This is a genomic window from Flavobacterium sp. KMS, from assembly GCF_000813005.1.
In the GTDB taxonomy this organism is placed as follows: domain Bacteria; phylum Bacteroidota; class Bacteroidia; order Flavobacteriales; family Flavobacteriaceae; genus Flavobacterium.
This window is the reverse complement of the sequence record NZ_JSYP01000023.1, coordinates 44,219-64,868: the sequence shown is the minus strand read 5'-3', so window position 1 is coordinate 64,868 and position 20,650 is coordinate 44,219. Positions and strand designations below refer to the sequence as shown.

The 20,650-nt window shown below is 30.8% G+C and carries 18 protein-coding genes; 15 read left to right on the top strand and 3 right to left on the bottom strand.

Features of this window, described 5'->3' with window-relative positions; all coding sequences use genetic code 11:
* Positions 1-374 precede the first annotated feature (374 nt).
* Both OA93_RS19645 and OA93_RS19640 read right to left on the bottom strand, forming a co-directional pair.
* Positions 375-1,082, bottom strand: a complete 708-nt coding sequence (locus OA93_RS19645; RefSeq protein WP_039115563.1) for a LytTR family DNA-binding domain-containing protein — start codon at positions 1,080-1,082, stop codon at positions 375-377.
* Positions 1,083-1,085: 3 nt separating this feature from the next.
* Positions 1,086-2,126 carry a sensor histidine kinase gene (locus OA93_RS19640; protein WP_039115561.1) on the bottom strand — a complete coding sequence of 347 codons (1,041 nt, stop codon included), beginning with the start codon at positions 2,124-2,126 and terminating at the stop codon, positions 1,086-1,088.
* Between the two features lie 222 nt (positions 2,127-2,348).
* On the opposite strand from OA93_RS19640, the gene OA93_RS19635 reads away from it, so the two are divergent.
* A complete protein-coding gene (locus OA93_RS19635) occupies positions 2,349-3,146 on the top strand; it encodes a DUF5694 domain-containing protein (RefSeq protein WP_039115559.1) in 798 nt (265 codons plus the stop codon).
* A 280-nt stretch (positions 3,147-3,426) separates the two neighbouring features.
* Here OA93_RS19635 and sucC read toward each other — a convergent pair whose 3' ends face one another.
* A complete protein-coding gene (gene sucC, locus OA93_RS19630; protein WP_035622256.1) occupies positions 3,427-4,620 on the bottom strand; it encodes an ADP-forming succinate--CoA ligase subunit beta in 1,194 nt (397 codons plus the stop codon).
* Positions 4,621-5,035: 415 nt separating this feature from the next.
* Here sucC and gltB point away from each other — a divergent pair, with 415 nt between their 5' ends.
* From gltB to OA93_RS19560, 14 genes are all read left to right on the top strand, one after another.
* Positions 5,036-9,550, top strand: a complete 4,515-nt coding sequence (gene gltB / locus OA93_RS19625) for a glutamate synthase large subunit (protein ID WP_039115580.1) — start codon at positions 5,036-5,038, stop codon at positions 9,548-9,550.
* Between the two features lie 109 nt (positions 9,551-9,659).
* Entirely contained in the window at positions 9,660-11,114 is a 1,455-nt protein-coding gene (locus OA93_RS19620; RefSeq protein ID WP_039115557.1) for a glutamate synthase subunit beta, read from the top strand.
* A gap of 465 nt (positions 11,115-11,579) precedes the next feature.
* Entirely contained in the window at positions 11,580-12,803 is a 1,224-nt protein-coding gene (gene lysA / locus OA93_RS19615) for a diaminopimelate decarboxylase (protein ID WP_039115555.1), read from the top strand.
* A gap of 388 nt (positions 12,804-13,191) precedes the next feature.
* Positions 13,192-13,656, top strand: a complete 465-nt coding sequence (locus OA93_RS19610; protein ID WP_039115554.1) for a hypothetical protein — start codon at positions 13,192-13,194, stop codon at positions 13,654-13,656.
* A gap of 64 nt (positions 13,657-13,720) precedes the next feature.
* The gene (locus OA93_RS19605) at positions 13,721-14,896 is read left to right on the top strand and encodes a hypothetical protein (RefSeq protein ID WP_039115551.1); all 1,176 of its coding nucleotides are present in this window, start codon (positions 13,721-13,723) and stop codon (positions 14,894-14,896) included.
* Positions 14,897-14,950: 54 nt separating this feature from the next.
* Entirely contained in the window at positions 14,951-15,613 is a 663-nt protein-coding gene (locus OA93_RS19600) for a hypothetical protein (RefSeq protein ID WP_039115549.1), read from the top strand.
* Positions 15,614-15,696: 83 nt separating this feature from the next.
* On the top strand, positions 15,697-16,248 hold the full coding sequence (locus OA93_RS19595) for a hypothetical protein (protein ID WP_039115548.1): 552 nt from the start codon (positions 15,697-15,699) through the stop codon (positions 16,246-16,248).
* A 57-nt stretch (positions 16,249-16,305) separates the two neighbouring features.
* Positions 16,306-16,830: a GNAT family N-acetyltransferase gene (locus tag OA93_RS19590; RefSeq protein WP_039115546.1), complete on the top strand. Its 525-nt coding sequence runs from the start codon at positions 16,306-16,308 to the stop codon at positions 16,828-16,830.
* Positions 16,831-17,283: 453 nt separating this feature from the next.
* The gene (locus OA93_RS19585; RefSeq protein ID WP_039115544.1) at positions 17,284-18,033 is read left to right on the top strand and encodes a hypothetical protein; all 750 of its coding nucleotides are present in this window, start codon (positions 17,284-17,286) and stop codon (positions 18,031-18,033) included.
* Positions 18,034-18,112: 79 nt separating this feature from the next.
* Positions 18,113-18,463 carry a hypothetical protein gene (locus OA93_RS19580; protein ID WP_039115543.1) on the top strand — a complete coding sequence of 117 codons (351 nt, stop codon included), beginning with the start codon at positions 18,113-18,115 and terminating at the stop codon, positions 18,461-18,463.
* Positions 18,464-18,766: a hypothetical protein gene (locus OA93_RS19575; protein ID WP_052259531.1), complete on the top strand. Its 303-nt coding sequence runs from the start codon at positions 18,464-18,466 to the stop codon at positions 18,764-18,766.
* Positions 18,767-18,850: 84 nt separating this feature from the next.
* On the top strand, positions 18,851-19,246 hold the full coding sequence (locus tag OA93_RS19570; RefSeq protein ID WP_039115541.1) for a hypothetical protein: 396 nt from the start codon (positions 18,851-18,853) through the stop codon (positions 19,244-19,246).
* A 37-nt stretch (positions 19,247-19,283) separates the two neighbouring features.
* Positions 19,284-19,910 (top strand): DUF2947 family protein, encoded by a 627-nt coding sequence (locus OA93_RS19565; RefSeq protein ID WP_039115539.1) that lies wholly within the window; start codon positions 19,284-19,286, stop codon positions 19,908-19,910.
* Positions 19,911-20,116: 206 nt separating this feature from the next.
* Positions 20,117-20,485, top strand: a complete 369-nt coding sequence (locus OA93_RS19560) for a hypothetical protein (protein WP_039115537.1) — start codon at positions 20,117-20,119, stop codon at positions 20,483-20,485.
* The last annotated feature ends 165 nt before the right edge of the window (positions 20,486-20,650 follow it).

Here is a 20,650-nt window from a genome sequence, read left to right as displayed (position 1 = left end):
AAAAAGATTAGATAATCTGAACAAGAAGAAATCAATATTTCTTACACCTCTAAATTGGCTTCTAAATGCTTTTATTTTTGCATTGGAAGAAATTCTATATTTCTAATATCAAAATAGTTCAATATCGCTTGATAATGATTCATTTTGATTTACTTTCTTTCTCGTGCCATTTAGCCAGCTTAGTAAAACTTATTATTTTATCCGTCGTATTTTTAAAAAAATTGTAGGTGCTTCGGAGTTGTGTCGATTTAAACTCTTTCAGTGTAAGGACAAACTATTTTAAGACAGCCTTTGGTGTTGCTTTTGTAGTTCTTTGCGAAATATAGCAGCTATTAATATATGAAATAGCTTATAGTTTATTTGATTGTAACTCCTTATATTTTATTCTTATCAATTTGTTGAAAGAAAGTATCTTTAAAAGTTGCTCCTATTGGTAATTCATTAGTATTAATGAAAACGGAAAAATTATCTGTAGATTCAATTTGTTTTAATGAGACTACGTATGATTTATGTATTTGAGTGAAGTCATTTGCCGGGAGGGATTCAATTACATTTTTTAAAGAAGAAAGCGTGATAATTTGTTGTTTAGTTGTGTGAATGCAAACATAATTTTGAAGGCTTTCTATGTATAAAATATCGTTTAGGAAAATCTTTTGAAATTTATTTTTCCCATCAGTTTTGATGAATAGAAAATCGGGTGTATTGTTATGATTAGAAACAAGGCTTTTTGATTCAGTATTCAGCTTTGAAACTGCTTGATAAAAACGTTCAAATGAAATTGGTTTTAATAAATAATCAACTGCGTTCAATTCAAATCCTTCTAATGCAAAATCAGGATAAGCCGTTGTGAAAATAACTTTTATGTCTTTTGAAATAATTCTCGAAATTTGTAAACCTGTCAATTGGGGCATTTGAATGTCTAAAAAAATAACATCAACTGCTTGTGTGTTTAAAAATTCTAAAGCCTTTAATGAGTCGTTAAAAACACCAGTTTTTTCAAGAAAATGAACTTTACCGATATAATTCTCAAGAATACGTGTTGCTGGTGGTTCATCATCAACAATAATACATTTAAAAGTCATAAATTATTTATTTAGAGGTATTTTTAAGTAGGTTTTAAAGATATTATTTTCTTCGGTTTTTTCAAGTACAAATTTACTTTTATACATGTACTCTAATCTTTTGGTTAGATTATCAAAGCCTATTCCGGTTGAAGAATAATTCTCACCTTCAACAGTATGATTGAAAGTTGAAATCTCTAAAAAATCTTCTTTTATTTTGATTGTAATAGTTGCTTTTTCTTGCTCGGTATTGAATTTTCCGTGTTTAAAAACATTCTCTATAAAATGAATTAAGGCTGATGAAAGAATTCTTTCATTTGAATAATTTCCCTCAATGGTAAAATCTAAATACAGCTGATCTTCAAACCGCTTTTTCTGTAAATGAATATAGTTCTGGATGAACTGAATTTCTTTTGAAAGTACTGCCTGATCTTTGTCTGTTTCTGTAATGACATAACGAAGTAAATCGGAAAGTACTAAAATATCCGAAGCCATTTCATCATCTTTTAAAATTAACTGACTGTAAAAAGAATTCAATGTGTTAAACAAAAAATGAGGACTCACCTGAGCTTTCAATATTTGAAATTCTGCTTTTTTGTTTTCTAAAAGTAATTCCTGATTTTGCTGTTGCGCACTCTGAAATTGCCAAAAAGAATAGCTTAAAGCACTAAAAATAACAGCAGGTAATCCAAAAAAGAAATTATCTCGAATGTAAAACTTCCATTCTAAATCGCCAATAACATAGTTGTGTACTCCAATAATATGAAACATAATTACTTCCTGAAAAAAATATCTGACACCGGCGAAAAGTGTTAATGAAAAAGGAATGCTTATAAAGTAATAATGGATTTTCGTTTTATTTAAAAACCAATCACAGACTGTGTAAAAATTGATAATATATACCACAAAAACAGAAAGAATAAAAGTCGATGTCATCCAGAAATAAAGCTTGGACTGCTCTATCATTACTAATCGATTATTAATTCCATAATCCCAAAGACAGTAGGTTAGGAATAATCCCAAGAAAAGAATTACATGGTAGTAAAAAGGTATTTTGAGTTTCATAAATGATAGTTATGAGCTCAAAAATACAATTATGACTTTAAATGGAAATGATGTTTATATGAAATATTGTTTTTTAATGACGAACCTTGAAAAATATTATATGAACATTTTGAAAGCAGAATATCGGCAGTTGGTCAAGTGAAACTTAGTGTTCATCAAAAACCGAAAAAAATGCTTCAAATCTGCTCATACATTTGCAATTAATTTAAACACAAAATCATCATGCAAAAAATTATTTTATTACTAGTCCTTATTACGTTTAGCCTATCCTCTGCTCAAACAAAAAAGAAACAAATCTTGTTAATTGGAACTTTTCATTTTGCAAATCCAGGAAATGATATTGCTAAAACAAAAACGTTTAATGTTATGTCTGAAAAAAGTCAAAAAGAGCTTGAAACTATTAGTGACAAAATCAAGAAATTTGGACCAGATAAAATTTTTGTTGAATGGAAATTTACCAAACAAGCCGAATTAGATAAGTTTTTCAATAAAAACACAGATAGTCTTTTCAAAAAAGACGCAAACGAAATTACGCAACTGGCACTTCGTACTGCTAAAAAACTAAATCATAAAAAAATATATGGAATCGATTATCGTAACCGCTTTTCTTATGACAGTTTAATGATAAGCATGGATAAAGCTAATCAAAAGAATTTAAAGGAAAGGACTGCGGAATTGATGAAGAAATTTGAGAATGATCAAAACGAAAGAATCTCAAAAAGTACTTTAACCGAACTTATGTTATACAGTAATGAAAAAGAAGCTGATAAAGATAATTTGCAATGGTATTTAGAAGTAGCAAATAGAACTGGAGATCCAGATGATTTTACAGGAGCTTCTTTAGTTGCAAACTGGTATAAACGAAACTTGTATATGTATTCTTTGATCCAAAAGCTAACTGAAAGCAAAGATGATAAAATAATGGTTTTAGTAGGCAGCGGTCATGCTGCAATGTTTAGACAGTTTATTGTAAACGATCCAACATTTGAACTTGTGGAATTATCAACTGTTCTGAAATAGCTAACTTAGCTGCAAAACACACTAAGGTTTTTGCATAGTAAGGATTTTACAATAAACGCAAAGTTCGCAAAGCTTTATCCATATCGCTTTGCGAACTTTGTATTTTAATCATAAAGCTAGAATAAAATCTTATCGTGCATAGCGGGTAAAAAAAAACAGCTTGGATTTTACGCAACGATGCGTACAGCAATACATTTCTATAATACATGTGATTTTGTAAAACAAAAAATCCCTCCGATGATCGGAAGGATTTTTATATATAATTTGATTTCTTATTTGATTAAGAAAGTGCAGCTTTAACTTGGTCAGCAGCTTCTTGAAATTCTACTGCTGATAAAATCGGCATTCCAGAATTGTCAATTAGTTCTTTTGCAATAGCAGCATTTGTTCCTTGTAAACGAACAATGATTGGCACTTTAATAGCGTCTCCCATGTTTTTGTAAGCATCTACAACTCCTTGAGCAACACGGTCACAACGAACGATTCCTCCAAAGATGTTAATTAGGATAGCTTTTACATTAGGATCTTTTAAAATGATACGGAAAGCTGTTTCAACACGTTTTGCATCAGCAGTACCACCTACGTCAAGGAAGTTTGCAGGTTCGAAACCAGCATACTTAATTAAATCCATAGTAGCCATTGCTAATCCAGCTCCGTTTACCATACATCCTACAGTACCGTCAAGATCTACATAGTTTAATCCTACTTCTTTTGCTTCAACTTCGATTGGGTTCTCCTCACGAATGTCACGCATTTCAGCATATTTCTTTTGTCTGTATAAAGCATTATCATCGATATTTACTTTAGCATCTACAGCCATGATTTTATTATCCGATGTTTTTAAAACTGGATTAATTTCAAACATAGAAGCATCAGAACCAATGTAAGCATTGTATAATGAGTCAATGAATTTTACCATTTCTTTAAAAGCATTTCCAGAAAGACCTAAGTTAAAGGCAATTCTTCTTGCTTGAAAACCTTGTAATCCTACAGATGGATCAACTTCTTCTGTAAAGATTAAATGAGGTGTGTGTTCAGCAACTTCTTCGATGTCCATACCACCTTCAGTAGAATACATGATCATGTTACGACCTGTACCTCTATTCAATAAAACAGAAACGTAAAATTCAGAAGTTTCGCTTTCACCAGGATAGTAAACATCTTCAGCAACTAAAATCTTATTTACTTTTTTACCTTCAGCAGAAGTTTGAGGTGTAATCAATTGCATTCCGATGATTTGTTCAGCTATTTCTTCAACTTGTTGCAAGTTTTTAGCTAACTTAACTCCACCACCTTTTCCACGTCCACCTGCGTGAATTTGTGCTTTAATAACGTGCCATCCTGTACCAGTCTCAGCAGTTAATTGTTTTGCAGCAGCTACAGCTTCAACCGCATTATTAGCTACAATTCCGCGTTGGATGCGTACTCCGTAACTAGCTAAAATTTCTTTTCCTTGATATTCGTGTATGTTCATAATATAGAATTTGTCTGGTTCTGAATTAATTTCAGAATAAAAGTGGCACAAAAATAGCAAAAATGAACTTTAAAAAGAAATCTTTTTGGAATAAAAAGCAAGACTTATTTTGGATTGTGATTTCTTTAAAATTAATTGAAAATTTGAGTTAAATAATTGTGTAATGAATGTTAATTCAAAGACACTATATCGTTTGAGATTTAACATAAAACGTTGCTGTTTTTGGCGTGAAATAAGGATTTTGTCAATAAAAATGAAATTCGAATTATGATTTTGTCAATTCGGGGTGGGTTAAATAATATTATTGATAATTTAGGATTGTTTTTCTATTATTAGTATAAAAATGTAAGCGATACGCTTTATTTGATACAGTATGTTTAACGGAATCTTTATTTTTGTAAAAAAAATATCAAGAATGAAAGTTAAAGAACAAGGGCTATATCTGCCCGAATTTGAACACGACAATTGTGGTGCAGGATTTATTTGTAATTTGAATGGTATTAAGTCTAATGACATCATTCATAAAGCATTGGATATCTTAATAAAATTGGAACATCGTGGTGCAGTTAGTTCTGATGGAAGAACTGGAGACGGTGCTGGAATTTTATTTGATATCCCACATGATTTTTTTAAGAAAGTTTGTGAATTTGAAATCCCTGAAACACGAGAGTATGGAGTAGGAATGGTTTTTTTACCTAAAAGTAAAAATCAAGTAGCATTTTGTATTAATGCATTTGAAACAACCATAAAAGAGCAAAACTTAGCTATTTTAGGCTGGAGAGACGTCCCGGTTGATGTAAATAGTCTAGGAGAAATTGCAGCAGAAAAAGAACCGACCGTTAAGCAGGTTTTTGTTAGTAAAAATGGGCAAGAACTAACAGAACAACAATTTAACGCTAAGTTGTTTGCAGCTCGCAAAATAGCAGAACATGCTGTCAGAAATTCTAAGACTTCTGAGAGTCATATGTTTTATTTTTCTAGTTTATCTACAACAACCATTATATATAAAGGTTTGTTGATGCCGGAAGATATCAGCGGATACTATACCGATTTAAAAGATACTGACTTAGTTACACGTTTGGCTCTAGTACACCAACGTTTTTCTACGAATACATTCCCATCTTGGGAGTTGGCTCAGCCTTTTAGATATATGTGTCACAATGGTGAAATCAATACTTTGCGTGGTAACATTAGCAGAATGAGAGCCCGTGAAGAATTGATGCAAAGCGATATTTTTGGAGATGATATTAAGAGATTGTTTCCTATTATCTTAGAAGGAAAATCAGATTCTGCTTCTATGGATATGGTGGTTGAACTACTGTTAATGACAGGAAGATCACTACCAGAAGCAATGATGATGGTTGTACCAGAAGCTTGGGAGAAACACCAAACAATGTCTGAAGATAAAAAAGCATTTTACGAATATAATGCTTGTATTATGGAACCTTGGGATGGACCAGCTTCGATTCCGTTTACTGATGGAAATGTAATTGGTGCTTTACTAGACAGAAACGGATTGCGTCCTTCTCGTTATACTTTAACAAAAAGTGGTTTTGTAATCATGTCATCAGAGATTGGTGTCCTTGATGTTAATCCTGAAGATGTAATACAGCACGGTCGTTTAGAACCAGGGAAAATGTTCTTGGTAGATATGAACGCAGGTCGTATTATTGAGGATGACGAGATTAAAAATGCTATCGTAACAAAACGCCCATATAAAAAATGGCTTAATGAAAATTTATTGCCATTAGCAAAGGTACCTTATACTAATAATCCAACACCTGTCGAGAGCATTGATTTCGAAACAAGACAACGATTATTTGGTTATACAATCGAAGATTTAAAAACAATAATTAACCCTATGGGGTCTAGTGGAGCAGAAGCGATTAGCTCTATGGGTAATGATACACCATTGGCAGTTTTGTCTGAGCAACCACAGTTGTTGTATAATTATTTCAAACAATTGTTTGCACAAGTAACCAATCCGCCTTTAGATGGTATTCGTGAAGAGATTATCACAGATATCAGTTTAGCGGTAGGAGGCGATTTTAATATTTTTGAAATTGAATCAAAACAATGCAAAAAATTAAAAATTCAAAATCCTGTTATCTCTAAAGAAGATTTAGATAAAATCAAAAATATAGATCACGCTGATTTTAAAACAGCTACTATTTCTACTTTATATAAAATAGAAAAAGGAGTAAATGGTTTAGAGCGTGCTTTAGAAAAATGTGTTCAGGCAACTTTTAAAGCTGTAAATGAAGGACACAATATTATCATTCTTTCCGATAGAGGAGTGAGTAAAGAATTAGCACCAATACCTATGTTATTGGCCTGTTCTTATATTCATCATTCATTGAATATTTTACAAGTTCGTTCTAAATTCGGAATTATAATCGAATCGGCAGAACCTCGTGAACCACATCATTTTGCATTATTATTTGGTTATGGCGCTAGTGCTATTAATCCTTATATGGTAAATGAAATTATTCATAATCAAGTTGAGCAAGGTTTTATTACTGGAATAAAAGCCGATTATGCAATTGCTAATTATAATAAAGCTATTGCAAAAGGTATTCTTAAGATTATGAATAAAATTGGTATCTCTACATTACATTCTTATAGGGCTGCACAAATTTTTGAAATCTTAGGATTAAATAAAACTTTTTCGACTAAATATTTCCCATACACGCCATCTCGAATTGAAGGAATTGGTTTGATGGAGATTGAAAAAGAAGTTAAGAAAAGATACCAAAAAGCATTTCCAAATTCTAAAATTGCAAATTTATTGCCATTAGAAATTGGAGGTATTTACAGATGGAGAAGATCAGGTGAAAAACACATGTTTAATCCAACTACAATTGCAAAATTACAACAGGCAGTTCGTTTAAACAGTCCTGAAAGTTACAAAGAATACTCGGATATGGTCAATGAGCAAAGCTCAAACCTTATGACAATTAGAGGAATGTTTGAATTTAATAATTTAGATCCAATTTCTATTGATGAAGTAGAACCTTGGACAGAAATTGTAAAAAAATTCAAAACAGGAGCAATGTCTTATGGATCTATTAGTAGAGAAGCACATGAGAATTTAGCGATTGCAATGAATAGAATTGGCGGAAAAAGTAATTCGGGAGAAGGAGGAGAAGATCCTAAACGTTTCCAGAAAGAAATTAATGGAGATTCTAGAAATAGTGCTATTAAGCAAGTGGCTTCAGGAAGATTTGGTGTATCTATCAATTATCTGACAAATGCTAAAGAGATTCAAATAAAAATGGCTCAAGGCGCAAAACCTGGAGAAGGAGGACAATTACCAGGTGAAAAAGTAGTGCCTTGGATTGCTGAAACTAGAAATTCAACACCTTATGTTGGGCTTATTTCTCCACCACCTCACCATGATATTTATTCTATAGAAGATTTATCTCAATTAATTTTCGATTTAAAAAATGCCAATCGTGAAGCACGTGTAAACGTAAAATTAGTTTCAGAAGTAGGAGTTGGAACAATCGCTGCCGGAGTTGCAAAAGCAAAAGCCGATGTGATCTTGATTTCTGGTTACGATGGAGGAACTGGTGCTGCACCATTAACATCTTTACAACATACAGGTATTCCTTGGGAACTTGGTTTGGCGGAAGCACAGCAAACATTAATCTTAAATGATTTAAGAAGTCGTGTAGTTTTAGAGTGTGATGGTCAGTTAAAAACAGGTCGTGACGTAGCTATTGCAGCTTTATTAGGAGCAGAAGAATTTGGTTTTGCGACAGCACCACTTGTAGCTTCTGGTTGTATCATGATGAGAGCTTGTCACTTAAATACATGTCCAGTAGGTATTGCTACACAGGATCCTGAATTAAGAAAAAATTTCAAGGGAACGCCAGAGCATGTAATCAACTTCATGTATTTTATTGCCGAAGAGTTAAGAGAAATCATGGCACAATTAGGATTCAGAACTTTAAAAGAAATGGTAGGTCAATCACAAAAATTAAATGTGAACAAAGCTATCAAACATTATAAAGCAAATGGATTGGATTTGTCTTCGATACTTTACAAACCGGAGAAAGCTAAAACGGTTCCGAATCACAATACGACTACACAAGATCACGCATTAGAAAACGTATTGGATTTTGCAATTATAAAAGAAGCAATTCCGTCTATTTATAGAAAAGAAAAAACAAGAGTTACTTTTAAAATTAAGAATACAGACCGTTCTGTTGGTGCAATTTTAAGTAATGAAATTTCAAAAATATATGGTGCTCAAGGATTACCTGAAGACACTATATTAGTTGATTTTGAAGGTTCAGCAGGACAAAGTTTCGGAGCATTTGCTACCAATGGATTGTCATTTAAAATTCACGGAAACTGTAATGATTATTTAGGAAAAGGACTTTCTGGAGGAAAACTGATTATTAAAGTTCCACCAACTGCTACTTTCAAACCCGAAGAGAATATTATTATTGGTAACGTTGCTCTTTACGGAGCTATTACTGGTGAAGCATACATTAATGGTATGGCCGGAGAACGTTTTTGTGTGAGAAATTCTGGAGCAACAGCAGTTGTAGAAGGAATTGGAGATCACGGTTGCGAATACATGACCGGAGGAACTGTTGTTATTTTGGGTAAAACCGGAAGAAATTTTGCTGCGGGTATGAGTGGTGGTGTTGCTTACGTTTACGACAAGAATAAAAAATTCGATTCTACTTTATGTAACATGGAAATGGTTGCATTCGATCCTATGGAAGTGGATGATTTTATCAAGTTAAGACGTTTGATAAAAAACCATTCGTTGTACACAAATAGCCCATTGGCAAAAAGACTTTTGGCAGACTGGGAAAACGAACAGGAACATTTCATCAAAGTAATGCCTACAGATTACAAAAAGGCATTACAAAGAATAGCAGAAGAAAAGCAAATTGAAGAACTAATAGCTTAATAAAACATCAATTTCAAAAATCAATTTCAATGGCAATGTCTTCCTCATCGTCCTGAGACCTTGGGAGAAGGATTTGGAATTTTAAAAATTGGAATTTAATTAAAATGTCATGGGTAAGATAGGTGGATTTAAAGAATATAATAGAGCAGACGAAAGTAATATTGCTGTTAAGGAACGTGTATCAAACTATAATGAGTTTACGATAACCTTAGAAAAAGATAAGATTAAAGAACAAGGTTCAAGATGTATGGATTGTGGCATTCCGTTTTGCCACAGTGCATGTCCGTTAGGGAATTTAATTCCAGATTTTAACGATATGGTACATCAGGAAGAGTGGGAGAGTGCATTAAAAATTTTGCAATCAACAAATAACTTTCCTGAATTTACAGGTCGTTTATGTCCTGCACCTTGTGAGAAATCATGTGTATTAGGAATTATCAAAGAACCAGTTGCGATTGAGAATATCGAGAAAAATATTATCGAAAGAGGTTTTGCAGAAGGTTGGATTAAACCACAACCTCCAAAAAAGAGAACTGGAAAAACAGTTGCGGTTATTGGTTCTGGTCCTGCAGGTTTAGCAGCAGCACAACAATTAAACAGAGCTGGACACACAGTTACGGTTTTTGAAAGAGACAATGCAATTGGTGGATTATTGCGTTACGGAATTCCTAATTTTAAATTAGAAAAAGGAATTATCGACAGACGTGTAGTAATATTAGAAGCCGAAGGAATTGTTTTTAAAACCAATGTAAATGTTGGAGTTAATTATAGTATCGAAGAATTAAATGCATTCGATTCGATTGTTTTATGTGGTGGAGCTACAGAAAGAAGAAGCTTGCCAACAAAAGGAATCGAAAGCAAAGGAGTTGTTCAGGCAATGGATTTCTTAACACAGCAAACAAAAGTTTTATTTGGCGAAGAAATTCCTAACCAAGTAAAAGCAACTGGCAAGGATGTAATTGTTATAGGAGGAGGAGACACAGGATCAGATTGTATCGGAACTTCAAACAGACATGGAGCAAAATCGGTTACAAATTTTGAAATTTTGCCTAAACCACCAGTTGGAAGAAGTGAAACAACACCTTGGCCTTTTTGGCCGTTGCAACTTAAAACATCATCTTCGCATGAAGAAGGTTGTGACAGAAACTGGTTAATTAATACCAAAGAGTTTCTAGCAAACGAAAAAGGAGAATTAGTAGGTTTAAAAACGGTAGAAGTTGCTTGGAAAATGACTCCGGGACAACGACCAGAACTTATAGAAAAAGAAGGTTCAGAGAAAATATGGCCATGTGATTTAGCATTATTAGCACTTGGATTTACAGGACCAGAAAAAACATTAAGCGATCAATTAGGATTACAGTTGGATATGAGAAGCAATTACAAAGCGACAAATTATCAAACAAATGTTCCACATATCTTTACAGCTGGAGATATGCGTAGAGGACAATCCTTAATCGTTTGGGCAATCTCCGAAGGTCGTGAGGCTGCGAGAGAAGTAGATTTATATTTAATGGGATCTACAAATTTACCAACAAAAGGAAGCGGAGACTTACCAAGTCTATAAACCAGCAAACAACACACTTTTGCTAAGCTGCTAAGGCACTAAGCGACTAAGATTCTAAGTTTTTTACTTAATCACCTTAGTAGCTTAGAATCTTAGCAGCTTTTTTTGCTACGAATTTCTCTGATTAAAGGGTTTTGTTGGTTTGCTACGATCCGAATAATAGCAAATAGGGACCAATTTCACAAATGACGCTTATTAAACAGGTACTTAGTAAAATTCCAAAAATAAAAATTAAAGAAAATTCGAGTCATTTGCGGCAAAAAAATATTATGCATTAAACACTCTGTGGCAAAAAACTTAGTATCTTAGATCCTTAGCAGCTTAGTACCTAAAGAGGATTTTATATAAATTTAAAATAGCGCACAAAATGTTTGATTTTAAACAAATTGTTATAATTTGTTATTATTTTGCATTTTATTGGTGGGTATTCAAAAGAGTAATAAATTTGTCAAAAATAGTTTAACAATGCAATCAAAAGATTTACTGCAATTAGCAGACCAATTTGGAAGTCCATTATATGTGTATGATGCTGAAAAAATCCAATCACAATACAACAGGTTAACTAAAGCGTTCTCTAAAGTAGAGAATCTTAGAATTAACTATGCCATGAAGGCTTTGTCCAATGTTGCAATACTTCAGTTGTTAAAGGATATGGGGTCTGGGTTAGACACAGTATCTATTCAGGAAGTATTACTAGGACTTCACGCTGGATATGAGCCTGAAAGAATATTTTATACACCAAACGGAGTTTCTCTTGAAGAAATTGAAGAAGTTGCTGCAATGGGTGTACAAATAAACATCGACAACCTATCTATTCTGGAGCAATTCGGAACCAAATATCCTAATACACCAGTTTGTATTCGTATCAATCCGCACGTAATGGCAGGAGGAAATACTAATATATCTGTAGGACATATCGATAGTAAATTTGGGATTTCTATTCATCAATTGCCGCATTTAGTGCGTATTGTAGAGAATACCAAAATGCATATCGTAGGTATTCACATGCATACAGGATCAGATATTCTGGATATTGAAGTGTTTTTATACGCTGCCGAAATTTTATTCGACGCTGCTAAAAATTTCAAAAACTTAGAATTCCTGGATTTCGGAAGTGGATTTAAAGTGCCATACAAAAAAGATGATATCGAAACGGATATTGAAGAATTAGGTAAAAAATTATCAAAAAGATTCAATTCGTTTTGTACAGAATACGGAAAAGATTTAACCTTGATTTTCGAACCAGGTAAATTCCTGGTAAGCGAAGCAGGTTTCTTCCTGGCGAAAGTAAATGTTGTAAAGCAAACGACATCTACTGTATTTGCAGGAATCGATAGTGGTTTTAACCACTTGATTCGTCCAATGTTATACGGTTCACAACATCATATCGAAAACATTTCTAACCCTAAAGGAAAAGAGCGTTTCTATTCGGTAGTTGGATATATTTGTGAGACAGATACATTTGCTAATAACCGAAAAATTTCGGAAATTAAAGAAGGTGATATTTTGAGTTTTAGAAATGCAGGAGCATATTGTTTCTCAATGTCTTCTAATTATAATTCAAGATACAAACCAGCCGAAGTTTTATGGATTAAAGGCGAAGGACATTTAATTCGTGCTCATGAAACATTCGAAGATTTATTAAGAAATCAAATCGCGTTGCCACAAGAAGTTGCTGCAACAGTTTAAAATAAAAAAAAGAATGTCAATTTAAAAGATCCCATTCCCGAAAGGTGAATGGGATTTTTTTTTACTCAATATTGTTATTCTAATTGTCAGGTTTAGCGATCCCGAAGCTTCGGGAGAAGTTCACGCAAAGTAACCACAAAGCTTAGAATTGAAATTTAATATTTTGGGCGTGTCCCTCCGGGTCAGGCTTTCGGCTTTATCTTTTGTTCCGTTTCTCTTCACAAAAGGATATCGCCTCTATCCTTCACGCAGTCCTTGTTTTCATAAGAAAAATATAAAATAATTAAAGATTTGTAAGTATTATTTTAATATTTTCGCAAGACAAGTCCAGCGCTTGCAAGACTAAATATATTAGAACTAATTATATAAAACTCAATAGAAAAGAACAATGAAAAAATATTTATTATTTATTAGTATTCTAATTCTGGTTTCTTGTAAGAAGAGCGAAAATATTGAAAAAAACAATACAAGGAATGTGGTTTCACAAGAAGAGAGTAGTACAATTAATAATGCGGTTTCTGACGAGAATGCAGATATTGAAGATAAACAAAATATAGGAGTACCTAAAGAGAGTAGAATAATCAAATCTAAATTTGATACAAAATTACTTTTTGGAATTTGGACTAATGATCCTGAAGGCCCACATGCTGATTTTGATTTAAGTAAAAAATCTTTTTATGTTGTAGATTATGATGGAGATGGAGACATGCCATACCTAATAAATGAAGATTCAATTAAAGTATATTATAATAATTTTATAAGTATTGGAATCATTCAGAATGTAACAAAAGACACCTTAAAAATAGATTGGGACAAAAATGGAATAACTGTTTATTCCAGATGGAAAGGATAAGTAGAGATTTAAAATATTCATCATTATAATTATTAAAAATTAAACCTAAACCAAAAACCAAAAAATGAAATTTGAATTCAATGATTTTTATCAAAATAATAAAAAATATTCATACGTATTTTGTTTGTTATTCGTGCTATTTTTTAATTGCAAAACCAAAGAGAGTAATATCCCAAAAACACACAAGAATCCTACATCAGATACCATAGCATCACAAAGTGATGATTCAATAGATCATAGTAGTGAAGACGAAATTGCTGCCAGGAAAAAATATATAGCTTTCCTAACTGATTTTTTAAATCAAAATGCATCGAAACAATCTATTGATACTTTAAATAATAGAGTAGAAGCTGCAATGGAAATTTACGCTAATTATAATGCACTTAAAGATTCAGAATTTATAGATGTAAACGACAAGTTAGTCAGTTTTATTGAGAGTAAAAATGATTTAAAAATACCTGAAAGTTTTTACACTGCAGGGTTAATGGAATCATATGGTTATTTTAGCATTGCTGATGGACATCCTATAAATCATTTTAAAACAGGAGCGAAATTAGGAAATGTAAATTGTGTAAAATATTTAGCGATAATCTATTTTGAGCGAATCCTAACGAAACATAATGCAACAGAATTATGTGATCCTGTTTGTATGTCTCATCGAGGCAGAAATTATATTGAAGATACCCATTTAGCAAGTTTAAGTAAAAAGGATATCTTAGGATTTACTTCCCCTTCGAATAATGTTTTATTAAAAACAATCAGTGATCACATTAACGCAAAAATGACTGATGAAGAAATATTAAATTATGTTATTCATTTACGAACCTATTCAAATCCTATTTTTAATTTGAATGACATACAAATTAAAGAAGCTTTAGATAATCATAAAGTAGATTCTAAATCATATCAGGGTAGTAAGAGTAATGAGGTGTTTAGAAAAATTTTAGACAATAATTCTAACATTGATATTAGCGACGTTGCAGAGCTCTACACTTTTAATTATCCAGCTTACGATAATGAAGCTGTATTTTTATTTTGGATTACATTAGATTTTGAGAAAAAAAGAATTGTAACCTACAATCAATTTATGGAGGAGTATGATTTACAAGAAAAGTACGGAATCATTGATTTAGGATCTCGAGAATTAATTAACGGTATATTAAAATATTTTATTGATCACGGAGATACTAAAAGTGAAGAATTATTAAAAGAATATGCTAATATTGATAATTCAAATTAAATCTGTAAGAAGGAGTATAAGTATTAAAACATAATTTATTAATAATTACCACCAATGAAAAAAGTATTTTATTTGAGCATCTTATTCTTATCTATTCAAAATTTATGTGCTCAGAATATTATAGATTTCTTTTATTCTATTCCATCACAATACGTAGATAGTCTAAGTTATGTTGAAAGAAAAAATTTGATTAAAAATAAAAGACTAGAAAAATATGATATGCTATACACAGTAGAGTATGATATTAAAAATGGGTATTTGCGGTTGGAACAAAGTTATACAGAAGGACAGTCAGGATATGGGATTTACGAAATAGCATATTGGAATGTGAAAAATAAAAAGTTGATTGCACTTTCTAGTATTTTGGGAAGTAATGGAGGGTTTCATCAACATAATTTTAAATTTTTTGAATACAAAGATGAAAACTTGACCGAAGCAAGAAATGGTTATTTAAAAAGTTACACTTCAAATTTTGAAGTTTTTATAAATAATCTTGTTACTGAATTCACTAAAAAAAATACTAGTCAATCGGTTAAAGAGGATTTGTCAAGTACTCAATTTACAATAGAGCTACCTCGTAAAGGGAAAAATATAAGTGTGTCTTTTAAAGATAACAATATGAGTGATCCGGATTATTTTAATAAAAATTATGCAAAGCATCTAAACTTCAGGGAGAAGGTATATAAATGGAATGATATTAAAGAAGTTTTTGAATAATAATATCGGCTGAAGAGAAATCCCGACTTCGTTGCGTATAAAGCTAAATACTAGATAACAAGAAAAAATAGAAAATTAGGAATATGAAAATTAGAATTTTAATAGTTGCTGCATTCATTTTTATCTCTTGTAAAAAAGAAGAAAAAACGAAAAACGATAAAGTTGAAAGTTTAAAAATTGATACAATACAAAAAACTAAAGAAGTAGAAACCAACAATTCTGATACAATTGTAGTTTCTAAAAAGCATAAAGTAAACAAGATTTCCTGTGATTTAGATGGAGATGGATTGAATGAAACTGTTGAAATTGTAAGAAGTACCAAAAATGAGAAAAGCGGTTTAAGAATCATATTCGGAAATGGAAAAAGAACCGACTATTTAGGAATGGGAAATGATATTCTCGGTCAGGGTTTTGATGAGATAGATTGGGCTGGAATATTTGAAAAAGCTCCCAAAAATGAATTGTATTGGAATAATGTAAATAACGAAGGCGAAATTATGACTGACGAAGAAGTTAATGAAGCCGATAAAATAAAATTATTGAATGACGGAATATTTATTCACGCCGAAGAAAGTTGTGGTGGCGGGGTAATTTATTTAAAAGACGGAAAATACGAATGGATTCAGCAAGAGTAAATTGCTATGATAATACTCAAGTCCTAAGTTTATAAAAAAAACATAAATCATTTTAATTTGAAGTTAAACACAAATATTTTTATCAAAACAAAACGATTGATCTTAAAACCAATTGAAGAAAAATATATCGATGATATTTATGAAAGCTTTACTAGTGAGGTAACTAAGTTTATGCCTTTTAATCCTCAAGGAAATAAAAATGAGATTATTGATTTTGTTCTTAATTCTAAAAAAGGCTTATTAGAAAAAACGGATATAGTATTTGTTGTTCTTGATATTGATGAAAGATTTATGGGTTGCTGTGGAATTCATAATATAAATCCAGAATCGATTGAAGTTGGTTTATGGTTAAAAAAAGAATCTCAAGGGCAAGGTTTTGGAACGGAGATAATTACCGAAATAATTGAGTTTATTGAAGATAATTTTAAGGTTGAATATATTTTATATCCTGTAGACGAAGAAAATATCGCTAGCCGAAAAATACCTGAAAAACTTGGATTTATTCCTTTTAAAACTTACAAAAAAACAAAAACGGATAAGATTGATTTAAATATAATTGAATATAGAAAATATTATAGTTAATAGTAATTCTGTATTTAATCCTTGCTTAATCCCATTTCTTCTGAAATGGGATTTTTGTTTTATGTTAATTTACTTGTTTGGGAGAGAGAATTCTAAGGTTTTCTACACAAACTTGTCTTTTAAAGAAATGACAAGATTGTGGATATTGAACTTAAATATTTAATAATTTGAGCGTCTACCAATGAAAAAGGGGCTATATTCTTTTCTTCGTTTCATTTTGTAAAAGGATGTTACCTTTATGGCTAATACACAATTGTTTTCATGAGAAAAAACGATAGAAATAGGCTCTCACTTGAGGACTTAGAAGACTCAATAAATAAAGTGTCTATTTAATTGTTTGTAAGAAAAAAAAGAATATTTTAGCTTCGTGTAAAAATCAATTTATGATACAAAACTATTCTAGATAGGGGGTATTAAAGTCTTGTTAGTATATATTTTGGGAAACGAAAAAAAATGAAAAAACAATTAATTCTAACATTTGTAATTTTAAGTTTATTTACTCAATGTAAAAAAGAAGCTTTAAAAGACTCAAAAATTGAGCAGGTTTTGGCAGAGAATAATTATGATTTAGGTGGAAGCCTAATATTTGAATTATATTCAGATAGTACTTATAATTTTACTTCAATTGTAAAAAGCCCAAATTATGAAAAAATAGAAAAGTTCAAGGGTTTTTGTGAAGTAAAAAACGATACTTTATATTTTAAGCCATTTGAATTTGAATATACAAACAGTAAGAAAGCTGTAATAAAAAATAACTTTATTGAATTCATAAGCGACAAAAGCTCTTTTAGAATTGAAATAAAAAAGAACTCTTTAAATATTAAAAGTAAAATAGATTTTACAAATTTTGAAGATTATGCGATTTTCACATTCAAGCCAGAAAGTGAAAAATCAGAATATAAGCCTTATGATATTAATCAAAAAGAACTTGAAGAAATAGATAAAATTTTGAGTAAATGTTTTACTGAAAACAAATCTAAACTCAAAAACAAAAATGAATATGTAAAACAATGCGTAATTGTAACAAATATCAATAATGAAAAAGAAGTTTGGGTAAGTTGTTATTGTAAAAACGAATATGATAAGTCAGGTTTCAAATACAGCTTAATTGAAATGAATGATGGTGGAGAATGTAATATTTCAGTAAAAATAAACTTGACAAAAAAACAATATTCAGAATTAAATATTGCAGGTTTAGCGTAGAAAAAAACTGTTAATACTTGCTATAAGGGCTCTCTAGGAGAAGACTCTCAACTTCGTTGAAGTATAACAAAAACTAAAAATGAGTATAGAGAACGCTGAAATATTATTCGAAAATCATTTTAAGATCTATGTTTTGTTTAAAGATAAAATTGTGTTTGAAAGTGAATTAGAAAAGAAAAATATCAAATACTATTGCGACATAGAGAATCAACTAAACTTAGGGAGTGGTATAAGGTATTTTATAAATGAAAATAATCGAGTAAAAGTTGATATAATATTTAAAGAAAATAAAATTATAGCTCATACAGAAACGATAATGGTTTCTGATTATCGAGATGGAAGAAAAGCTACAGCACTTTATTTTAAAGTAGCAGGAATTGTTATCGGGATAATGATTTTGATAATCTTGTTTGAAAAAATGCTAAAATAAATGGAATGTAGAATTTACATAGAAAATGAACTAATTGGAAAAGCTACTTTTGAAATTATTGACAGAAGTATGGGAGTAATTAGTGGTAAATTAATTTGTAACGATAATTATAGAAAATTTCAAAAAACTATTCAAAAGCAAACAGATGAAATAGGGATTTCAAATTCTGATAATTTTAATTACAGAATAATTACAATTAATAATGTCGAAATTAAGGCTGAAGGTGGAATTGGAATTTCTGATTCGGCTCAATTTAAAGAAATCATAATTGAATCTGCTGGAATAAATTTAGATTCATTATAAGAATAAAAAAAAGTACTGGACGAAGTCCCTGCTCTGCGAAGTCTCACGACTTCGTAGTGACAATAATAATAAAACCTCATCATAATGAAAAACATAATAATTCTGTTTTTTCTATTTAGTAATGTTTTAATTGCGCAAGAAAATATATTTCTTGATCCAGATAAAGAGCCAAATTGTGAAGAATTGAAGAACGGAAAATTTGCAAGCATAGGTTATAGTCCAAAAGAATATTATATGATTGTTAAGGACGGAATACAAACAGAATACATTGAAAATGGTCAATATGTTAAATCAAAAATGGAGTTTTTAAATGAGTGTGAATATAAAACTACAATTCTAGAAGTTACAATACCTAATTATTATGCTAAAGTAGGAGATTTTTTGACGACAAAAATATTACAAACACAATGTGAATACATTAAAGTTAAAAGTACAATGTTTGATAAAGATTATGAATTCGTTTATGTCAAGATGAATTAATCAGATAGTAAGGATCTGCAATTACTAAGAGGTGAACATGAAAAATTTAGAAAAAATAAATCTAGTTAAATTAAAACTAAATATAGGTCTAAGTGCTGCGAAAGAATTAATTGATAAATTTAATGATGTCGATTTGGCTATTGAATCTTGGGAAAAACAAATTGAAGACGAACAAAAAGCTAGTCTAGATAAGAAATATGATTCTCTAGAAAAATTCTATTATTTTGAAAATGAATATTGTTATCCGACTTTAACTGATTTTGATAAACCAGAAATACAAGCCTTCACAAATAATTATTGTTCCCAACTTTGGAATAAATATATTTCAGAAAGTCAAAAACATCTTATGCTCATAAATAATCCTGACCAATGGAAAATAAAAAATGAGATTAAAAAAGAATACAATTGGCAAAATGACTGGAACGAAACTAATACTGAAGCTTTCAACGAAATTGTTAAGCCATTAATTGATTGGGAGGAAGATGATGAGGTTATGTTTTTTTGGAATAAATATTCAGGAATAGAATCTAAATGGGGTATAATTTGCAAATATTGGATTTCGTTTTTATACGATGATGAATCAAACATTATTATAAATCCTAAAAATAAAAAAGTAATAATCTTGAGTACAAATGGAAACTTATCTATTGCTGAAAGAGATTAGCTCTCCTCTGGCGCGAGCGTCACGCTCGTGTCTATAATCTATTTCCCGTTTGCTTATCATATCATTTAGGTGACTTATGTTCACGAGCGGGACGCTCGCGTTAGTAAGATTGGGAACATATATTTATAACATGAATTATCAAGGTTAACCTAATCTAAGCTTCATTTTTAATTTGTAATTTTGGCAAATTAAAAAAATAACAAAAAATGAAATTACAAATACGCATTCTGATTTATTCCTTATTATTCTTTACTTATAGTTTTTCAACTTCATTTTTACTGACACTGGGCGAAAAATTAAAAGATCATAGATTTATAACTTTAGGCTGTGGTTTTCTTCTTATCAATTTAATTTTCTCTTTTAGGGTATTAAAATGGACTCCTTTACTAAATATAATATGCTCTGCTGTAATTGCATCTTTGGCCTTATATCTAGCATTGAAGTTTGGTGATTTACGTCTGTTTTCAAAATATGACCCTCATGGGATTAAAACGGCATTAATGGTTTACGCCTTTTTATCTATATTGTTTTGGGAAATTGTGTATCAAATAAAAAGTAGAAGGCAATTAAAATAGAACTATATGTTAGATGTACTTCGATGCATCTCTAGAATACATTGTTGTGTAAAACTAACATAATCTTATATCTAATCTGAATCCGTAGAGGTGCGCAATTGTGCATCTCTATTTTTTTTAATTTAAAAAGTCATAAATTTAGTGTGCGATTAATTTTTTAATAAT

Coding starts and splice junctions, on each gene's coding strand:
- OA93_RS19620 (WP_039115557.1), top strand. CDS start 9,660: ATGGGTAAGATAGGTGGATTTAAAGAATATAATAGAGCAGACGAAAGT.
- OA93_RS19570 (WP_039115541.1), top strand. CDS start 18,851: ATGAAAAACATAATAATTCTGTTTTTTCTATTTAGTAATGTTTTAATT.
- OA93_RS19565 (WP_039115539.1), top strand. CDS start 19,284: ATGAAAAATTTAGAAAAAATAAATCTAGTTAAATTAAAACTAAATATA.
- OA93_RS19645 (WP_039115563.1), bottom strand. CDS start 1,082: ATGACTTTTAAATGTATTATTGTTGATGATGAACCACCAGCAACACGT.
- OA93_RS19640 (WP_039115561.1), bottom strand. CDS start 2,126: ATGAAACTCAAAATACCTTTTTACTACCATGTAATTCTTTTCTTGGGA.
- OA93_RS19585 (WP_039115544.1), top strand. CDS start 17,284: ATGAAAAAACAATTAATTCTAACATTTGTAATTTTAAGTTTATTTACT.
- OA93_RS19635 (WP_039115559.1), top strand. CDS start 2,349: ATGCAAAAAATTATTTTATTACTAGTCCTTATTACGTTTAGCCTATCC.
- OA93_RS19595 (WP_039115548.1), top strand. CDS start 15,697: ATGAAAATTAGAATTTTAATAGTTGCTGCATTCATTTTTATCTCTTGT.
- OA93_RS19580 (WP_039115543.1), top strand. CDS start 18,113: ATGAGTATAGAGAACGCTGAAATATTATTCGAAAATCATTTTAAGATC.
- OA93_RS19605 (WP_039115551.1), top strand. CDS start 13,721: ATGAAATTTGAATTCAATGATTTTTATCAAAATAATAAAAAATATTCA.
- OA93_RS19560 (WP_039115537.1), top strand. CDS start 20,117: ATGAAATTACAAATACGCATTCTGATTTATTCCTTATTATTCTTTACT.
- lysA (WP_039115555.1), top strand. CDS start 11,580: ATGCAATCAAAAGATTTACTGCAATTAGCAGACCAATTTGGAAGTCCA.
- sucC (WP_035622256.1), bottom strand. CDS start 4,620: ATGAACATACACGAATATCAAGGAAAAGAAATTTTAGCTAGTTACGGA.
- OA93_RS19600 (WP_039115549.1), top strand. CDS start 14,951: ATGAAAAAAGTATTTTATTTGAGCATCTTATTCTTATCTATTCAAAAT.
- OA93_RS19575 (WP_052259531.1), top strand. CDS start 18,464: ATGGAATGTAGAATTTACATAGAAAATGAACTAATTGGAAAAGCTACT.
- gltB (WP_039115580.1), top strand. CDS start 5,036: ATGAAAGTTAAAGAACAAGGGCTATATCTGCCCGAATTTGAACACGAC.
- OA93_RS19610 (WP_039115554.1), top strand. CDS start 13,192: ATGAAAAAATATTTATTATTTATTAGTATTCTAATTCTGGTTTCTTGT.